Annotated in this window: 16 protein-coding genes; 3 read left to right on the top strand and 13 right to left on the bottom strand. The window is 70.4% G+C overall.

Annotated features, from left to right (window positions below):
- Both QNA08_RS15275 and aptA read right to left on the bottom strand, forming a co-directional pair.
- Positions 1 to 215 (bottom strand): aldehyde dehydrogenase family protein (locus QNA08_RS15275; protein ID WP_283741588.1); only part of this gene is annotated, 215 nt, incomplete at its 3' end.
- Positions 216 to 233: 18 nt separating this feature from the next.
- Positions 234 to 1,571 (bottom strand): omega-aminotransferase AptA, encoded by a 1,338-nt coding sequence (gene aptA, locus QNA08_RS15280; RefSeq protein WP_283741589.1) that lies wholly within the window; start codon positions 1,569 to 1,571, stop codon positions 234 to 236.
- Positions 1,572 to 1,717: 146 nt separating this feature from the next.
- On the opposite strand from aptA, the gene QNA08_RS15285 reads away from it, so the two are divergent.
- Positions 1,718 to 2,266, top strand: coding sequence for a cupin domain-containing protein (locus QNA08_RS15285; RefSeq protein WP_283741590.1), 549 nt, complete (start codon positions 1,718 to 1,720; stop codon positions 2,264 to 2,266).
- Positions 2,267 to 2,297: 31 nt separating this feature from the next.
- On the opposite strand, the gene QNA08_RS15290 is transcribed toward QNA08_RS15285, so the two are convergent.
- The 7 genes from QNA08_RS15290 to QNA08_RS15320 all read right to left on the bottom strand — a co-directional run bounded on the left by QNA08_RS15290 (position 2,298) and on the right by QNA08_RS15320 (position 7,943).
- Positions 2,298 to 3,668 carry an amidase gene (locus tag QNA08_RS15290; RefSeq protein ID WP_283741591.1) on the bottom strand — a complete coding sequence of 457 codons (1,371 nt, stop codon included), beginning with the start codon at positions 3,666 to 3,668 and terminating at the stop codon, positions 2,298 to 2,300.
- Positions 3,669 to 3,679: 11 nt separating this feature from the next.
- The gene (locus QNA08_RS15295; RefSeq protein WP_283741592.1) at positions 3,680 to 4,429 is read right to left on the bottom strand and encodes an SDR family NAD(P)-dependent oxidoreductase; all 750 of its coding nucleotides are present in this window, start codon (positions 4,427 to 4,429) and stop codon (positions 3,680 to 3,682) included.
- Positions 4,430 to 4,441: 12 nt separating this feature from the next.
- Entirely contained in the window at positions 4,442 to 5,200 is a 759-nt protein-coding gene (locus QNA08_RS15300; protein ID WP_283741593.1) for an SDR family NAD(P)-dependent oxidoreductase, read from the bottom strand.
- Positions 5,197 to 6,018, bottom strand: a complete 822-nt coding sequence (locus QNA08_RS15305; RefSeq protein WP_283741594.1) for a polysaccharide deacetylase family protein — start codon at positions 6,016 to 6,018, stop codon at positions 5,197 to 5,199. The genes QNA08_RS15300 and QNA08_RS15305 overlap by 4 nt, the downstream gene beginning before the upstream one ends.
- Positions 6,019 to 6,038: 20 nt before the next feature.
- The gene (locus tag QNA08_RS15310) at positions 6,039 to 6,827 is read right to left on the bottom strand and encodes an ABC transporter permease (protein ID WP_283741595.1); all 789 of its coding nucleotides are present in this window, start codon (positions 6,825 to 6,827) and stop codon (positions 6,039 to 6,041) included.
- Positions 6,824 to 7,591 (bottom strand): ABC transporter permease, encoded by a 768-nt coding sequence (locus QNA08_RS15315; RefSeq protein ID WP_283741596.1) that lies wholly within the window; start codon positions 7,589 to 7,591, stop codon positions 6,824 to 6,826. Before QNA08_RS15315 ends, QNA08_RS15310 begins: the two co-directional genes overlap by 4 nt.
- Before the next feature lie 79 nt (positions 7,592 to 7,670).
- Positions 7,671 to 7,943 (bottom strand): TOBE domain-containing protein, encoded by a 273-nt coding sequence (locus QNA08_RS15320; RefSeq protein ID WP_283741690.1) that lies wholly within the window; start codon positions 7,941 to 7,943, stop codon positions 7,671 to 7,673.
- Between the two features lie 217 nt (positions 7,944 to 8,160).
- Between QNA08_RS15320 and QNA08_RS15325 the strand changes: the two genes are divergently transcribed.
- Both QNA08_RS15325 and QNA08_RS15330 read left to right on the top strand, forming a co-directional pair.
- Positions 8,161 to 8,706 (top strand): MarR family winged helix-turn-helix transcriptional regulator, encoded by a 546-nt coding sequence (locus tag QNA08_RS15325; protein ID WP_283741597.1) that lies wholly within the window; start codon positions 8,161 to 8,163, stop codon positions 8,704 to 8,706.
- Between the two features lie 597 nt (positions 8,707 to 9,303).
- Positions 9,304 to 9,819, top strand: a complete 516-nt coding sequence (locus tag QNA08_RS15330; protein WP_283741598.1) for a hypothetical protein — start codon at positions 9,304 to 9,306, stop codon at positions 9,817 to 9,819.
- Positions 9,820 to 10,036: 217 nt separating this feature from the next.
- Here the strand turns inward: QNA08_RS15330 and QNA08_RS15335 are convergent, their stop codons facing one another.
- From QNA08_RS15335 to QNA08_RS15350, 4 genes are all read right to left on the bottom strand, one after another.
- Positions 10,037 to 10,759: an SIMPL domain-containing protein gene (locus QNA08_RS15335; protein ID WP_283741599.1), complete on the bottom strand. Its 723-nt coding sequence runs from the start codon at positions 10,757 to 10,759 to the stop codon at positions 10,037 to 10,039.
- Positions 10,760 to 10,855: 96 nt separating this feature from the next.
- Positions 10,856 to 11,677 (bottom strand): heme ABC transporter ATP-binding protein, encoded by an 822-nt coding sequence (locus tag QNA08_RS15340; RefSeq protein WP_283741600.1) that lies wholly within the window; start codon positions 11,675 to 11,677, stop codon positions 10,856 to 10,858.
- A complete protein-coding gene (locus QNA08_RS15345; RefSeq protein ID WP_283741601.1) occupies positions 11,674 to 12,765 on the bottom strand; it encodes a FecCD family ABC transporter permease in 1,092 nt (363 codons plus the stop codon). Before QNA08_RS15345 ends, QNA08_RS15340 begins: the two co-directional genes overlap by 4 nt.
- Entirely contained in the window at positions 12,762 to 13,718 is a 957-nt protein-coding gene (locus tag QNA08_RS15350) for a heme/hemin ABC transporter substrate-binding protein (RefSeq protein WP_283741602.1), read from the bottom strand. The genes QNA08_RS15345 and QNA08_RS15350 overlap by 4 nt, the downstream gene beginning before the upstream one ends.
- Between the last annotated feature and the right edge of the window lies 1 nt (position 13,719).

The following is a 13,719-nucleotide window of genomic DNA, read 5'->3' on the forward strand; positions in this document are numbered from 1 at the left end:
AACTTCATCAGCACGCGGGCGCGGCGCTGCGGGTTGGTGGCGGCCCAGGCGGGCTGCGCCTCCCTGGCGTTCGCCACAGCCTGGCGCACCTCCGCCGCCGAGGCCAGCGCCACCTTCGCGGCAACCTCCCCCGTCATGGGCTCGAAGACGTCGCCGTAGCGGCCGGACGATCCGGGAACCTCACGACCGCCAATGAAATGACCAATGGTGCGCATCATGGAACCTTCCGGTAATCAGTCGAGGCGGGCGAGCGCGTCCGAGAGCGTCTGCACCATCGTGTCGATGTGCTCGCGCTCGACGATGAGAGGCGGCGAAAGGGCGATGATGTCGCCCGTGACCCGGATCAGCAGCCCGCGATTGAAGCAGTCGTTCAGAACGTCGTAGGCGCGGGCGCCGGGGGCGCCCGTCCGCGGCTCGAGCTCGATACCGACGACAAGACCGAGGTTGCGGATATCGACGACGTGGCGGCTGCCCCTGAGCCCGTGCACGGCGTTCTCCCAGTAGCCGGCGAGCTCGGCGCCGCGCGTCAGGAGGCCTTCCTCGGTGTAGATGTCGAGGGTTGCGAGGCCGGCCGCACAGGCGGCGGGATGGCCCGAGTAGGTATAGCCGTGGAACAGCTCGATCTGGCTCTCCGGCCCGTGCATCAGCGCATCGTGGATCTCCCGCCGGACGAAGACCGCGCCCATCGGGATGGCGCCGTTGGTGAGGCCCTTCGCGGTGGTGAAGAGATCCGGCTTCACGCCGAAATAGTCGGCGGCGAAGGGCGTGCCGAGGCGGCCGAAGCCGGTGATGACCTCGTCGAAGATCAGGAGGATGCCGTGCCTGTCGCAGAGCGAGCGCAGGCGCTCGAGATAGCCCTTCGGCGGCACGAGCACGCCGGTCGACCCGGCGACCGGCTCGACGATCACGGCGGCGATGGTCTCCGCACCGTGCAGCGCGACGAGCCGCTCGACGTCGTCCGCGTATTCCGCGCCGTGCTCGGGCTGGCCCTTCGCGAAGGCGTTGCGCGGATCGTGCGTGTGCCGGATGTGGTCGACTCCCGGGAGCGTGGTGAAGACACGCCGGTTGTTGACGAGGCCGCCCACGGAGATGCCGCCGAAGCCGACGCCGTGGTAGCCGCGCTCGCGGCCGATCAGACGCGTGCGCGAGGCGTTGCCGGTGGCGCGATGATAGGCGAGCGCGATCTTGAGTGCCGTGTCGACGGACTCGGAGCCAGATCCCGTGAAGAATATGCGGTCGAGGCCCGCCGGTGCGATCGCCGCGAGGCGTTCGGCGAAGTCGAAGGCGATCGGATGCCCCATCTGGAAGGACGGCGCATAATCCAGCGTGCGCAGCTGCCGCTCGACCGCCTCGGCGATCCGGCGGCGGCCATGGCCGGCATTGACGCACCAGAGGCCGGCCGTGCCGTCGAGGATCCGGCGGCCATCGCCGCTCGTGTAGTGCATGCCCTCCGCCGCGGCGAGGAGGCGGGGGGCCCGCTTGAACTGCCGGTTTGCCGTGAACGGCATCCAGTAGGCGTCAAGGCTGGGGGAGTTTGCGCGGATCGCGCCCGGGGTCTCGTGAACGGTCATGGCCGGCTCCTGGCTGGTCTCGGCGGGAGAGGGGCATGCTTCACCCTGCGCAACAAGTCCTTTTCTCGTTTCGGCCAAGCTGTTGTTTTCATATGGTGATGCGGCGTGTATTTGCGTGATCGTGAACATGTGAAACAGGCCTGACCATGTCGATCGATGTCGGCGCGCGGCTGCGCTATGTCCGCGGGTTGCACAAGCTCTCCCAACGCGAGCTCGCCAAGCGGGCCGGCGTGACGAATTCGACGATCTCGCTCATCGAGTCGAACCAGATGAATCCGTCCGTGGGCGCGCTGAAGCGCATCCTCGACGGCATTCCGATCGGCCTGGCCGAGTTCTTCGCGCTCGAGCCGGCAGGCCGCCACAAGGCCTTCTACCGCGCAGACGAGCTCGTCGAGATCGGCAAGGGCGCGATCTCGTACCGGCAGGTCGGCGAGCATCTCTTCGGACGGGCGCTGCAGATCCTGAAGGAGCGCTACGAGCCCGGATCGGATACGGGGCGCGTGCCGCTCGTCCATGACGGGGAGGAGGGCGGCATCGTGATCAGCGGGCGGCTGGAGGTCACGGTCGATGAAGAGCGGCGCATTCTCGGGGCGGGCGACGCCTATTACTTCAGCAGCCGCCGTCCCCACCGCTTCCGGTGCGTCGGCCCCGAGCCCTGCGAGGTTGTGAGCGCCTGCACGCCCCCGACCTTCTGAACGCTGTTCACCGGCCCGGCCGATCCTTCGATCATCGCGCCTCGAACAGCGCGGCGATGTCGAGGAGGAGACGGTCGTCGCGCCAGCGGCCGACGATCTGCAGGCCGACGGGCAGACCGCCGGCGTCGCGGCCGCAGGGCAGGGACAGGGCCGGGTGGCCCGTGAGGTTGAAGGGAAAGGTGTACGGATACCATGCGCCGCGGATCGTGCCGGCGTCCCGGCCCGCGATCGTCACGCGGCCGTGCGGGTCCTGGTCGACCGGCAGCGGCGGTGCCGAGAGCGTCGGCGAGACGATCACGTCATGCCGTTCGAGGACGGCCTGGACGGCACGGAAGCAGTCCGTGCGGGCGAAGGCCGCCTGCTGGAGGGCCGCCGCGCCGTGGGCGAGGCCCTTCTCGACGGCCGTCACGAGTGAGGGATCGAGCCGCCCGCGATGGCGCTCGACCTGGGACCCGAGACGGGCCGCCAGAGCGGATTCGAGGATGACGAGAAAGGCTGGCTCGAGCGCCACGAAGTCCAGTTCCACCGGTTCGACGACGGCCCCCAGCGCCTCGGCCGCGCGGATCGCAGCCGTCGTGACCCGCTCGACCTCCGGATCGAGGATATTGCCGCAGCGCGGCAGCCAGGCGATCCGCAGGCCCGCGAGCGTCGCGGCGCGCCGCGCTGGCCGGGGGTCCGCCTGGCCGTAGGGGTCGCCCGGATGGGGCCCGGCGATGGTCTCGAAGAGGAGGGCGGTGTCGGCCACGTCGCGGGCCATCGGCCCGACGTAGGAATTGGCGGCGAACAGGTCGGGGGCCTGCAGGTTGGGGACGGCCCCGAGCGTCGGCTTGAGGCCGACGACGCCGCAGCAGGCGGCGGGAATACGGATCGAGCCGCCGCCGTCCGTGCCGAGCGCGATGGGGCCCATGCCGGCCGCGACTGCAACGGCCGCGCCGCCTGAGGAACCGCCGCAGGTGCGCTGCGGATCGAGAGGGTTGAGCGTCCGTCCGAAGATCGGCGCCTCGGTGAGCGGCTTGTGCCCGAACTCGGGCGTCGTCGTCTTGCCGATGAGGATGGCGCCGGCGGCGCGCGCGCGGGCAACAGCGACGGCGTCCTCCTTCGGGACGAAGTCGGCATGGAGGGCCGAGCCCATGGTCGTGCGTAAGCCGGCGGTGAGCGTCAGGTCCTTCACCGAGAAGGGCACGCCGTGCAGCGGCCCGAGGGGCTCCTCCGCCATGACGGTGGCCTCGGCTTGCCGCGCCTCGGCGCGTGCGCGCTCGGCGCAGACCGTGACGAAGGCATTGAGCGCCGAGCGCGCCTCGATGCGCGACAGCGCCGCCTCGACGGCGTCGACCGGCGATATGGCCTTCGTCCTGATCGCGGCCGCGAGCTCGCGGGCGGAAAGATCGGCAAGACCGGTCATGGGCGGCCTCCTCAGAGCATCCAGCGGCCGCCGTCGACGAGCAGGGTCTGACCGGTGACGTAGCGGGCATCCTCGCTTGCCAGGAAGGCCACCACGCCGGCTACGTCCTCCGGCTCGCCGACATAGCCGGCGGGCGTGGCGCGGCGGATCCGGTCGACCACCTCCTCCGACAGGCGGTCGTGCGCCCGCGTACGGATGGCGCCGGGCGCGACGGCATTCACCGTGACGCCGAAGGGCGCGAGTTCGCGCGCAAGCGCCCGGGTGAAGCCGATGATACCCATCTTCGCCGTGGCGTAGTCGACGAGGCCCGCGTCGCCGACGAAGGCGGCGTCGCTCGACATGTTGATGATGCGGCCGGAGCCGCGCTCGCGCATGGCGGGTGCGACGAGGCGCGAGGCGCGCATGGCAGTCATCAGAGACACCTCGAGCACGAAGCGCCAGGTGGCCTCGTCCGAGAGGTGGAAGGCGCTCGCCCTCTCGCGGGCGCTCTGACCGACGTTGTTGAAGAGGATATCGGCGGGACCGAGTGTCGCGCGCGTGCGCTCGAAGAGCTCCGTGAGCATGGCGCCGTCCGTGCAATCGCCAGCGACGAAGACGTGGCGCCCGGCCGGCACGTCGCGAAAGAGGGTGCCGAGCGCCGCCTCGTCGAGGTCCGCAGCGGCGATGTGGGCCCCCTCGGCGAGGAATCGGCGGACGGTGGCGGCACCGATGCCGTGGGCCGCACCCGTGACGATGACGATCTTGCCGGCCAGACCGCGCATGGCCCTCTCCTGTCAGTGGAAGCTGCGCCCGCCGTCGACGGCCACCGCCGTGCCGGTGACGTAGGAGGATTCCGCGCTCGTCAGCCACAGCACCGCGTCCGCGATCTCCCCCGGCGCGGCGATGCGCTTCAGGGCGTAGCGCGCCTCGATGGCGGCGCGCGCCGCCTGCGGATCGGGCTTTGTCTCCCACGAGCTGCGCAGGAGGGGGGTATCGACCGCGCCGGGACACACGGCATTGACGCGGATGCGCTCGGGCGCGAGCTCGACCGCCAGCGCCTTGGCCAGCATGATCGCGCCGGCCTTGGCGGCGCAATAGGCGCTGCGGCCGGGAACGGGCACGAGCCCCGCGGCGGATGTGACGATGACGATCGTGCCGCCCTGCCGGCGCAGGTGGGGCAGGGCGGCCCGGCTGACGAGCATGGGCGCGGTGAGGTTGACGCCGAGCGTTAGCGCCCAGTCCTCGTCAGAAAGGTCAGCGAGCGGCTTCTCCATGTCGATCCCGGCGCAGGCGACGACGCCGTCGAGGCCGCCGAGCCCGTCGGCGGCGGCAGCCACAGCCGCATTCACCTCGTCGGGCGCCGCGGCGTCCGCTGGCAGCGCCACGAGGCCGTCGCGTCCGAGTTCGGCGACGCATCGTTCGGTCGCGGCCCGGTCGCGGTCGAGGAGGGCGACGCGCGCGCCCTCGCCGCGGAAGCGCGCGACGCAGGCGCGGCCGATGCCGCTTGCCCCGCCCGTGACGAGGATGCGCCGCCCGGCGAGGCGGTCGCTCACGAGGGGGGGCCTTCGAGATACGGGCGCATGTCGTCGACGATCTCGTCGCAGCGCCCCATCCAGACATTGGGGTGCTTCAGCGCGTGCTTGATCAGGCTTTCGAGGACGACGAGGCGTGAGGGCTGGCCGATGATCTCGGGATGCATCGCCACCATCATCATGCGGTCCTCGGCGTAGAGCGCGTCGAACTCGCCGATCCATGTCTCGATCACGGCCGAGGGTGGCTGCAGGGTGCGGCCGGGCAGGGTGATCGCATATTGGAAGAAGGGTGCGTCATCGAGCGCCCAGCGGAACGGCAGCTCCACGAGCCTGGTGCGGCGTCCGTCGTGTCGGTGCAGGTAGGGCGCGTCGTCGTCGAAGAAGTTCGAGGAATAGTCGAAGCCGTATTCGACGAGCAGCGACATGGTGATGGCGCTGAACTCCGCCGCCGGCGAGCGCCAGCCGCGGGGAGCACGCCCCGTCGCTCGCCGGATGACCTCGAAGCCCCGCGCCATCTCCTCCCGTTCCTCGTCGGGCGTCAGGTTGACGATCCAGGCGTGGCTGTAGCTGTGGTGGGCGATCTCGTGGCCGCGCGCGAGGATCGCCTCGACGACCTCGGGCCGCTGCTCGATGACGAGGCCGGGGATGAAGAAGGTGGACTTGATGCCGTAGCGGTCGAGCAGGTCGAGCACGCGCCAGATGCCGACCTTCCAGCCGTAGGCTCCCTGCGACATGACGATGGGGCGCCCCGCATTCGCGGGATCGCGTGCCGTCCACATGGTCTCGGCATCCAGATCGAAGGTGAGGAAGAGGGGAAAACCCTTGCTCGTCAGCGGCATGGCGGCCTCCCGGGGGGCGATCAGACGAAACGGTGGAAGCCGGTCCAGCGCTCGGCGAGCACGAGCGCGAGGCCGGTCGCGGCGATGAGCAGCGTGGAGATCGCCGCGACACTCGGATCGACGCCGTGCTCGACCGAGGTGAAGATCAGGACGGGCAGGGTCTGCTGGCGTGCGCCGAGCAGAAAGATCGTCACAGGCACATTGTCGAGCGAGGTGATGAAGGCGAAGAGGCTGCCGGCGACGAGGCCGGGCTTGATGAGCGGCAGCGTCACGAGGCGAAAGGCGGTGACACCGTCCGCACCGAGGACGCGCGCGGCCTCCTCCACCGACATGTCGAGCCCGGAGAGGCTCGCGAGCGCGGCGCGCACGATGTAGGGCACGGTGATGACGACATGGGCGACGAGCAGGCCCGCGAGGCTGCCGCGCAGGCCGACGAGGCTGTAGTACTGCAGGAGCGCCACGCCGATGACGACCGACGGGAAGACGAGCGGCGCCATGAGGAAGGACGTGATCGCCTCCGACGCCGGCACGAGGCGGCGGAAGAGGGCATAGGCCGCGGCGATGCCGAGGCCGAGCGAGAGCACTGTGGAGCCCACGGCGAGGATGAGGCTGAGGCGAATGGCATCGAGATAGTCGGGGTCGCTGAGGACCTTGCCGAACCAGGCGAACGTCAGCCCCTGCGGCGGGATCGTCAGATAGGCCGTCCTGCTGAATGCGGCCAGCACGACGACGATCACCGGCACCTGCAGGAAGACGACGACTGCGAGCGCAAGCGCGGTGGTGAGATGTCCGGGCTTCTCGTCGCTCATGCCATGCCCGCCCAGCGTTTGGTGATGAGGCTCGACAGCCAGATGACCGCGATGGCGACGAGCGTCAGCGCGAAGGCCAGCGCCGAGCCGCTCGGCCGGTCGAGGAGCTGCATGTATTCGTCGTAGATGAGCGTCGCCATGACCTTGTAGGTCGGCCCGCCCAGCATGCGCGGCGTGACGAGCGCGCTGATGGTCAGCACGAAGACGAGGATCGACCCTGCGAGGATGCCCGGCGCGGTCAGCGGCAGGGTCACCGAGGCAAAGACGTGCAGCCGGGTCGAGCGGAGTGTCGCCGCCGCCGCCTCCACGTCGCGCGGCACGTTCTGGATGGCCGCGACGAGCATGAGCACCATGAACGGCAGATAGATGTGGGTGAGCCCGATGATGAGGCCCGTGAGATTGAACATGAGCTTGATCGGCGCGGCGATCAGCCCGAGATCGACGAGGAGGTTGTTGACGAGGCCGCGGTTGGCGAGGAGCGCGATCCAGCCGAAGGAGCGCACCACGAGGTTCAGCATCATCGGAAAGATGACGAGCAGAATGAGCGGCAGCCGCCAGCGCGCCGGACCCCGGGCGATGAGATAGGCGAGCGGATAGCCGAGGACGAGGCAGAGCAGGGTCACCGCCAGGCCGAGCCCGAGCGTGCGCCACACGACCTCCCGGTAGTAGTCGTCGGTGAGGATGCGCGTGTAGTTCTCGATGGTCCACGAGCCGGGGACGATGCCGACGCCGGGCAGATAGTCCCGGAAGCTCGTTGGGACCATCAGCAGACCGGCGCCAGGAAGGCGCCGGCGAGCACCAGCACCAGCGGCGCGATCAGCGCCGAGCCGGCGCGCCGCGGGGTCACGACCGGCCTCCGGAATGCTGCGGCATGGCGAAAACCGCTGTCGGGTCGATCGACAGGGCGACGGCAGTCCCGGGCGCGAGGTCCGCCTCCGCGCTGCTCAAGGGCGCCTCGGCGACGAGTTCCACGTCACCGGCCACGCGCACCACATATTGCACGCGTGCGCCGGTGAAGGAGCGTAGCGCCACCGTGCCGGGGATGGCTTCGCTGCCGGCCGCGTCACGAACGGTTGTTTCGCCGCGGCGGGTGCATCGTAGTTCTTGCGATAATATCTTTTAAGAAAGATAATTTGAAGATACATTCAGGCATCGGCCCTTGTGGTGCCGGCTCCGCATGGCCGCGCGAAGGGGCATCCGGAGCCTCTCCTGCCGCGGCGGAGTGGCGGCCGTGCCCTGCAGCGCGTGAGCGGAGGCCGATCGACACAGCCGGGTGGATTCCACGCGCGTGGAATCGGTTCTAAGGGTGGGTCGGACTGATCGGGAGGAGGCGATGCGCGGACCGCTTGCGGGCAAGAGGAAGGACGAGGGGCCGGCGGTTGCAGCCGTCTGGGAGAACGACCTGGTTGCCCGCGGCATGGCGCGCTGGCGGCGCGCACGGCCCGACATCGATTGCTCTGGCAAGGCCATCGTCGGCCGCGTCCTGCAGATGCACGACGTCATCCTGAAGGCCGTGAACCGGACCTTGGCGCGGCACGGCCTGAAATATCCCGCCTATGCGGTGCTCGCGACGCTGCGGGTGGAAGGTGCGCCCTATCGCATGTCACCCTCGGCGCTGGGTCAGACGCTGCTGCTCACCTCCGGCGGTCTGTCGAACCTCCTGCGGCGCATGGAGAAGGCCGGCCACGTCCGCCGCATGGCCGACGCGCGGGACGGCCGCGGCGTGATCGTGGAGCTCACCGAGCGCGGCCTTTCCCTCGCTGATGCAGCCATGGCGGACCACGCCGCTGTCGAGCGGCAGCTCGTCGCCGTCCTGCCGCCGGAGCTCCGGGACGACGTCGCGCGGGCCTTGAGCCTCATGATCACCGCACACGCGTGAAACCGCCATCGCCGGCGCCACAGCCGCAGACGTGGGCGGGAGGCACCGCCCGGGACGGGATCGGCACTCGCAGGCCGCGCATGTATCGGCGGGATCGACGCACTGCGCCGATGCGTCCTTCCATCACCGCCCCCCCCGGCTCGCGGGTGCTGGTGACGCGGGCAGGAGCTTGTGAGGGGGCATAACAGGCATGTGATGCCTGCCCGGGGGAGCTTGTGCTATCGTTTTCCGGTCGAGCGAACTGAGGGCGAGCGAACAGCCTTGCTGCGCGCAGTCGCAGCAAGCATTCCTCACTCTGGTTTCCTCCAAAAGGAAGACCCCGCCCGGTTGACGCACGGGATGGCGATCGAGCGCGGGAGTCCGTGCGGGGTCTCTGCTCTTTCAGCAGCATGGAAGCCTGAACCGCCGCTTCCATGGAGGTAATCTACTCCAATCGGGGTAGCGGTAAAAGTATCCCAATTTGTCAACAAAGCGTGAAGGCCCTCCGGGCCCCTCCTGCCCGGGCCGGGGCCGGGCGCGGGTGCTGCCGCGAACGGCCCGGGGCGGCAGGGTTTCAGTGCGCTTGGTCGCGCGATCGATCCGCCCGGGCGGCGGATCATGGGGAAACGCAAGGGCACCTGCGGCGAAACCGTCGAACTCTTCATCGACCCGGTCGATCGCCGGGTCGAGGGCGACGGCCGCGCGCCGTGTCCTTCGCCCCGGTCCTTGTCTGTTGCGCGTATCTTTCGCCCGGTAACGCTGATGATGCCGCGCATGCGAAAGTGCTTGTTTCGGCGGACGAGGGCTGTACGAATGGCCCGACTGAATCTCCTTCGACAGGATCTCTCGATGCGCCGCGTCGCAACGCTTCTCGTGACCACACTCGCCTTGGCCGGCGTCGTCGATGCCGCTGCGGCACAGACCCGGCAAAAGCCGCGCGGGCAGGCGGCGCAGGAGAACTATTTCGACCAGCCCGGCGTCCTGCCGGCCTATCCCGCGCCGCAGCGCGCACGGGGTGATGTCGATGCGGCGCCGACGCGTGACGACCGCTTCGGCCGCGACGTGCTGCCGCCCGCCATTGGCGGCGGAAAGAGCGCCATCGGCAACATCGACCTCAACCCGCCCCGTCAGTAAGCGATGCGGGCGGCAGGGCGCCAGCAGGCTCCCTCCATCGTCCGAGCGTGAAGGCGGCGCTCCCTCCGCGCGAGGAGGCGCCGCCCTCGTTCTTGCCGGGCCGCCGTCCGGCGATGGTCCGCGAGCGTTCTCGCTGCGCCGCGGAGGCGGGCCGTCCGCGGCCCTTCGGGGGCGGGATGGCTGTCCGGCCCCCAGGTTCTGAGCCCGGGAGCTTCGGCTATTCCGCGAGCTCCCAGGTGACGTTGACGCGCACCTTGAACTCGCGCTCGCCGGTTTCCACGGGCACGGGCGCCGCCTTGGCGGCGGAGAACTCCGCACGCGCCATCATCGGGCGGGGCAGGTCGGCGGCCGGCTCCGCAATGGCGACGATGCGTCCGAGCGTCACGCCCGCGGCCTCGGAGTAGAGCCTGGCCTTGCGCGTCGCGTCGGCGAGGGCGGCGGTGCGCGCCTTGTCGAGGAGCGCTGCGGGCTCAGCCACGTCGAAGGAGATGCCGCCGATCTGGTTTGAGCCGGTCGACACGGCGGCATCGAGGATCGTGCCGAGGCGCGCGAGGTCGCGCACGCGGATCGTCACCTGGTTGCGCACTTCATAGCCGTCGATGCGCGGGGCCTCGCTCGATCCCTGCCGGGGATGGGTGTAGCGCGGCTGCACCGAAAAGCCGTCGGTGGCGATGTCCCTGGGCGCGATGCCCGCCTTCTTCAGCGTCTCGATGACGGCCGCCATCGCCTTGCTGTTGCCGTCGAGCGCCTCGCGCGCGCTCTTGGCGTCCGTGACGACGCCGGTCGTGATCGTGGCGATGTCCGGCGCGGCGGCGATGATGCCCTCTCCAGAGAGGGATATGCGGCCGCGCTCGCTGCGCGCGCCGTCGTCGGCGGCCAGGGCCGGCATGGCGGCGGCGGCGAAGGCGAAGGCGATGACGGTGCGACGCGCAATCGACATGGTCGGGTCCCGTTCGGTATCAAGGATGGGTATCCTGTGATCACCGAATTGCGACGGACGTGAGGCACCCTGTCGGCCGGCCTCCGTCGCAGGCTCTCAGGCCGCCGGTTGCGCCCCGCGCCGCCCTGCCTGCGGCAGCAGGAAGGGCACCTCCGGGGGTGGCAGCGTGCCGACCGAGAGGGGCACTTCGAAGACCTCCCGGACGAGCGCGTCCGTCAGCACGGCCGCCGGCGGGCCCGAGGCTACGACGCGCCCCTGGCGCATGACGACGAGCTTGTGGGCATAGGCTGCAGCGATATTGAGATCGTGCAGGATGGCGAGCACGCCGATGCCCGTGTCGCAAAGCGCCCGCGCCGCTTCGAGAAGGCCGATCTGGTGCTTGAGGTCGAGGCTTGCCGTCGGCTCGTCGAGGAAGAGGACCTGCTCCGCCTCCACCGTGCGGCCCGCCTCCAGCTGGCACAGCACGCGGGCGAACTGCGCGCGCTGCTGCTCGCCGCCGGACAGCGTCTGATAGGCGCGCCCGGCGAGATGGGCGACATCGGCGGTCTCGAGGGCGCTCCAGGCGATGAGGTCCCTGCGCGCGCCGGGCAGCGCCCGCCCGATGCCGTCGAGCCCGAGCCGCGCCACCTCGAAGACCGTGAAGGGAAAGGACAGCCGCGACGCCTGCGGCAGGACGGCCCGCTTGCAGGCAAGCCGCCATGCGGGCAGGGTCCCGATCGCCGTGCCGCCATAGGTGATGCTGCCCGTGGTCGGCCTGAGCTCTCCGTCGAGGAGCCGCAGCAATGTGGACTTGCCGGCCCCGTTCGGGCCGATGACGACGACGAGCTCGCCCGCAGCGATCGTCAATCGGGCTTCCGCCACCAGCGTGCGCCCGCTGATTGCAAAGCCGAGATCCCGGGCCTCGAGCAACCTTGTCATGCCTCGAAACTCCCGCCACGCTTCAGCAGAAGCCACAGGAAGAAGGGCGCACCGAGCAGGCTCGTGAGAATGCCGATCGGCAATTCCGCCGGGGCGACGATCGTGCGTGCGAGCATGTCCGCGCCGACGAGCAGGGTGCCGCCCAGCAATGCGCTGCCGGGCAGGAGAACACGGTGGTCGGCGCCGAGCGCGAGGCGCAGCACGTGCGGCACGACGATGCCGACGAAACCGATGATGCCCGACACGGCGACCGACGCGCCGACGGCCAGGGCGACGAGCACGATGCAAAGGCGCTTCAGCCGCTGCACGGGCATGCCGAGGTGAAAGGCCTCCGCCTCGCCGAGCACCAGCGCGTTGAGGCCGCGCGCGAGGAACGGGACGGCCACGAGCACCGGCAGGACGGCGGGCGCGAGGCTCGTCACCTTGCTCCAGCTCGCGCCGCCCAGGCTGCCCAGCATCCAGAAGGTGACATCGCGCAACTGCCGGTCGTCGCTGATGTAGGAGAGAAGGCCCATGAGCGATCCGGCCAGGGCCCCGATCGCGACGCCCGCGAGCAGCATGACGGCGATCGAGGTCCGTCCCTGCCGTGTCGCCATTCCGTAGAGCAGGGCCGTCACTGCGAGGCCGCCGGCGAAGGCACCGCCGGGCAGGGCCGCCGTGGGCAGCGCGCCGGCTGCGAGCAGACGGTCGCCGAGGACGATGGTGGCGGCCGCGGCAAGGCCGGCTCCGGCCGACACGCCGACGAGCCCCGGATCGGCAAGGGGGTTGCGAAACAGGCCCTGCATGAGCGCCCCGGATACGGCGAGTGCGGCACCGACCATCAGGCCGACGAGGATGCGCGGCAGGCGGATATTGACGACCACGAGCGCATGACCGGCCGTCGCCGGGTCGCTGACGCCGCCCGACGCCGACAGGAGAATGTCGAGCACCTGGGCCGGTGAGAGCTTCACCGCGCCCGTGCCGATGGACAGGAGCACGACGAGAAGGCAGGCGGCGGAGAGGGCGGAGAAGGTGGCGACCGTCCGCTTGCGGCGGCCGGCCACCGCTGCGGCGAGGCTCTGCGCCGCCTCTGGAGCGATCGCGGTCATGGCCGTGCACCGCCGTCGGCCGGTCCCGGCAGGGCCGGGGGATCGAGCGCCGGGTAGAACGCCTTCATGAGATCGCGCGCCGCATCCGGCGTGCGCGGCCCGAAGCCCAGGAGATAGAGGCCGTCCATGACGACGAGGGCTCGCCGCGCGCCTGCCGGCGTCGCGGCGAGGCCGACAGTGGCGAAGACGTCTTCCACCTTTGGGGCGGCGTCGCCGCGGGTCATCATCACCACGATCTCGGGGGCCGCGGCGATGACGGCTTCGTCAGTCATGGGCTTGTAGCCCTGGATGGTCCCGGCAGCGTTCGCGCCGCCGGCGAGGCGGATGATGCTGTCGGCGGAGGTGCCGGCGCCGCCGACGAGGGGGCGTCCGTTCTGCAGGGCAAGGACGAACAGCACCTTGACCGGCCTGTCGATCGAGGCCCGCGCCTTGGCGAGCACCGCGAAGCGCCGGTCGACGGCAGCAGCGAGCCGGCCGGCGTCCGCCTCTGCGCCGGTCAGGCGCCCGACTTCCGCGATCTTGCGAATCACCCCTTCGGCCGTCGGCTCGTCGGGCACGCGCGCGATGCGGATGCCCGCCTCCTGGATGAGCTTGACCGCATCGGGCGGCCCGGCGGCCTCGCTCGTGATGACAAGCGAGGGCCTCAGTGACAGCACGCCCTCCGGCGAGAGGGCGCGCACGTAGCCGACATTGGGCTTGTCCTGCAAGGCCCGCGCCGGAAAGAGGCTCGTCGTGTCGACGCCCGCGATGCGCCGCTCGAGCCCGAGGGCGTAGAGGATCTCGGTGACGGCCCCGCCAACCGAGACGATGCGGTCGCCGGCGGTGGCCGCCGCCCCGGGAAGGGGCGCTTGCGCCAGCGCCGAGGCGCCTGGCGCCGCGGCGCCGGCAAGGGCGAGGAGGGCGAGCGGCGCGAGAAGGCGGCGCACGCGCCGTGCGAAGCGGTCGGTCATCATC

The sequence above is a fragment of the Chelatococcus albus genome (assembly GCF_030067675.1).
Taxonomy (GTDB): Bacteria; Pseudomonadota; Alphaproteobacteria; order Rhizobiales; family Beijerinckiaceae; genus Chelatococcus_A; species Chelatococcus_A albus.

What these genes read in the sequence shown, in the direction of transcription:
- aptA (WP_283741589.1), bottom strand. Translation starts at nt 1,571, where the DNA reads ATGACCGTTCACGAGACCCCGGGCGCGATCCGCGCAAACTCCCCCAGC.
- QNA08_RS15285 (WP_283741590.1), top strand. Translation starts at nt 1,718, where the DNA reads ATGTCGATCGATGTCGGCGCGCGGCTGCGCTATGTCCGCGGGTTGCAC.
- QNA08_RS15290 (WP_283741591.1), bottom strand. Translation starts at nt 3,668, where the DNA reads ATGACCGGTCTTGCCGATCTTTCCGCCCGCGAGCTCGCGGCCGCGATC.
- QNA08_RS15295 (WP_283741592.1), bottom strand. Translation starts at nt 4,429, where the DNA reads ATGCGCGGTCTGGCCGGCAAGATCGTCATCGTCACGGGTGCGGCCCAC.
- QNA08_RS15305 (WP_283741594.1), bottom strand. Translation starts at nt 6,018, where the DNA reads ATGCCGCTGACGAGCAAGGGTTTTCCCCTCTTCCTCACCTTCGATCTG.
- QNA08_RS15310 (WP_283741595.1), bottom strand. Translation starts at nt 6,827, where the DNA reads ATGAGCGACGAGAAGCCCGGACATCTCACCACCGCGCTTGCGCTCGCA.
- QNA08_RS15315 (WP_283741596.1), bottom strand. Translation starts at nt 7,591, where the DNA reads ATGGTCCCAACGAGCTTCCGGGACTATCTGCCCGGCGTCGGCATCGTC.
- QNA08_RS15325 (WP_283741597.1), top strand. Translation starts at nt 8,161, where the DNA reads ATGCGCGGACCGCTTGCGGGCAAGAGGAAGGACGAGGGGCCGGCGGTT.
- QNA08_RS15330 (WP_283741598.1), top strand. Translation starts at nt 9,304, where the DNA reads ATGGGGAAACGCAAGGGCACCTGCGGCGAAACCGTCGAACTCTTCATC.
- QNA08_RS15335 (WP_283741599.1), bottom strand. Translation starts at nt 10,759, where the DNA reads ATGTCGATTGCGCGTCGCACCGTCATCGCCTTCGCCTTCGCCGCCGCC.
- QNA08_RS15340 (WP_283741600.1), bottom strand. Translation starts at nt 11,677, where the DNA reads ATGACAAGGTTGCTCGAGGCCCGGGATCTCGGCTTTGCAATCAGCGGG.
- QNA08_RS15345 (WP_283741601.1), bottom strand. Translation starts at nt 12,765, where the DNA reads ATGACCGCGATCGCTCCAGAGGCGGCGCAGAGCCTCGCCGCAGCGGTG.
- QNA08_RS15350 (WP_283741602.1), bottom strand. Translation starts at nt 13,718, where the DNA reads ATGATGACCGACCGCTTCGCACGGCGCGTGCGCCGCCTTCTCGCGCCG.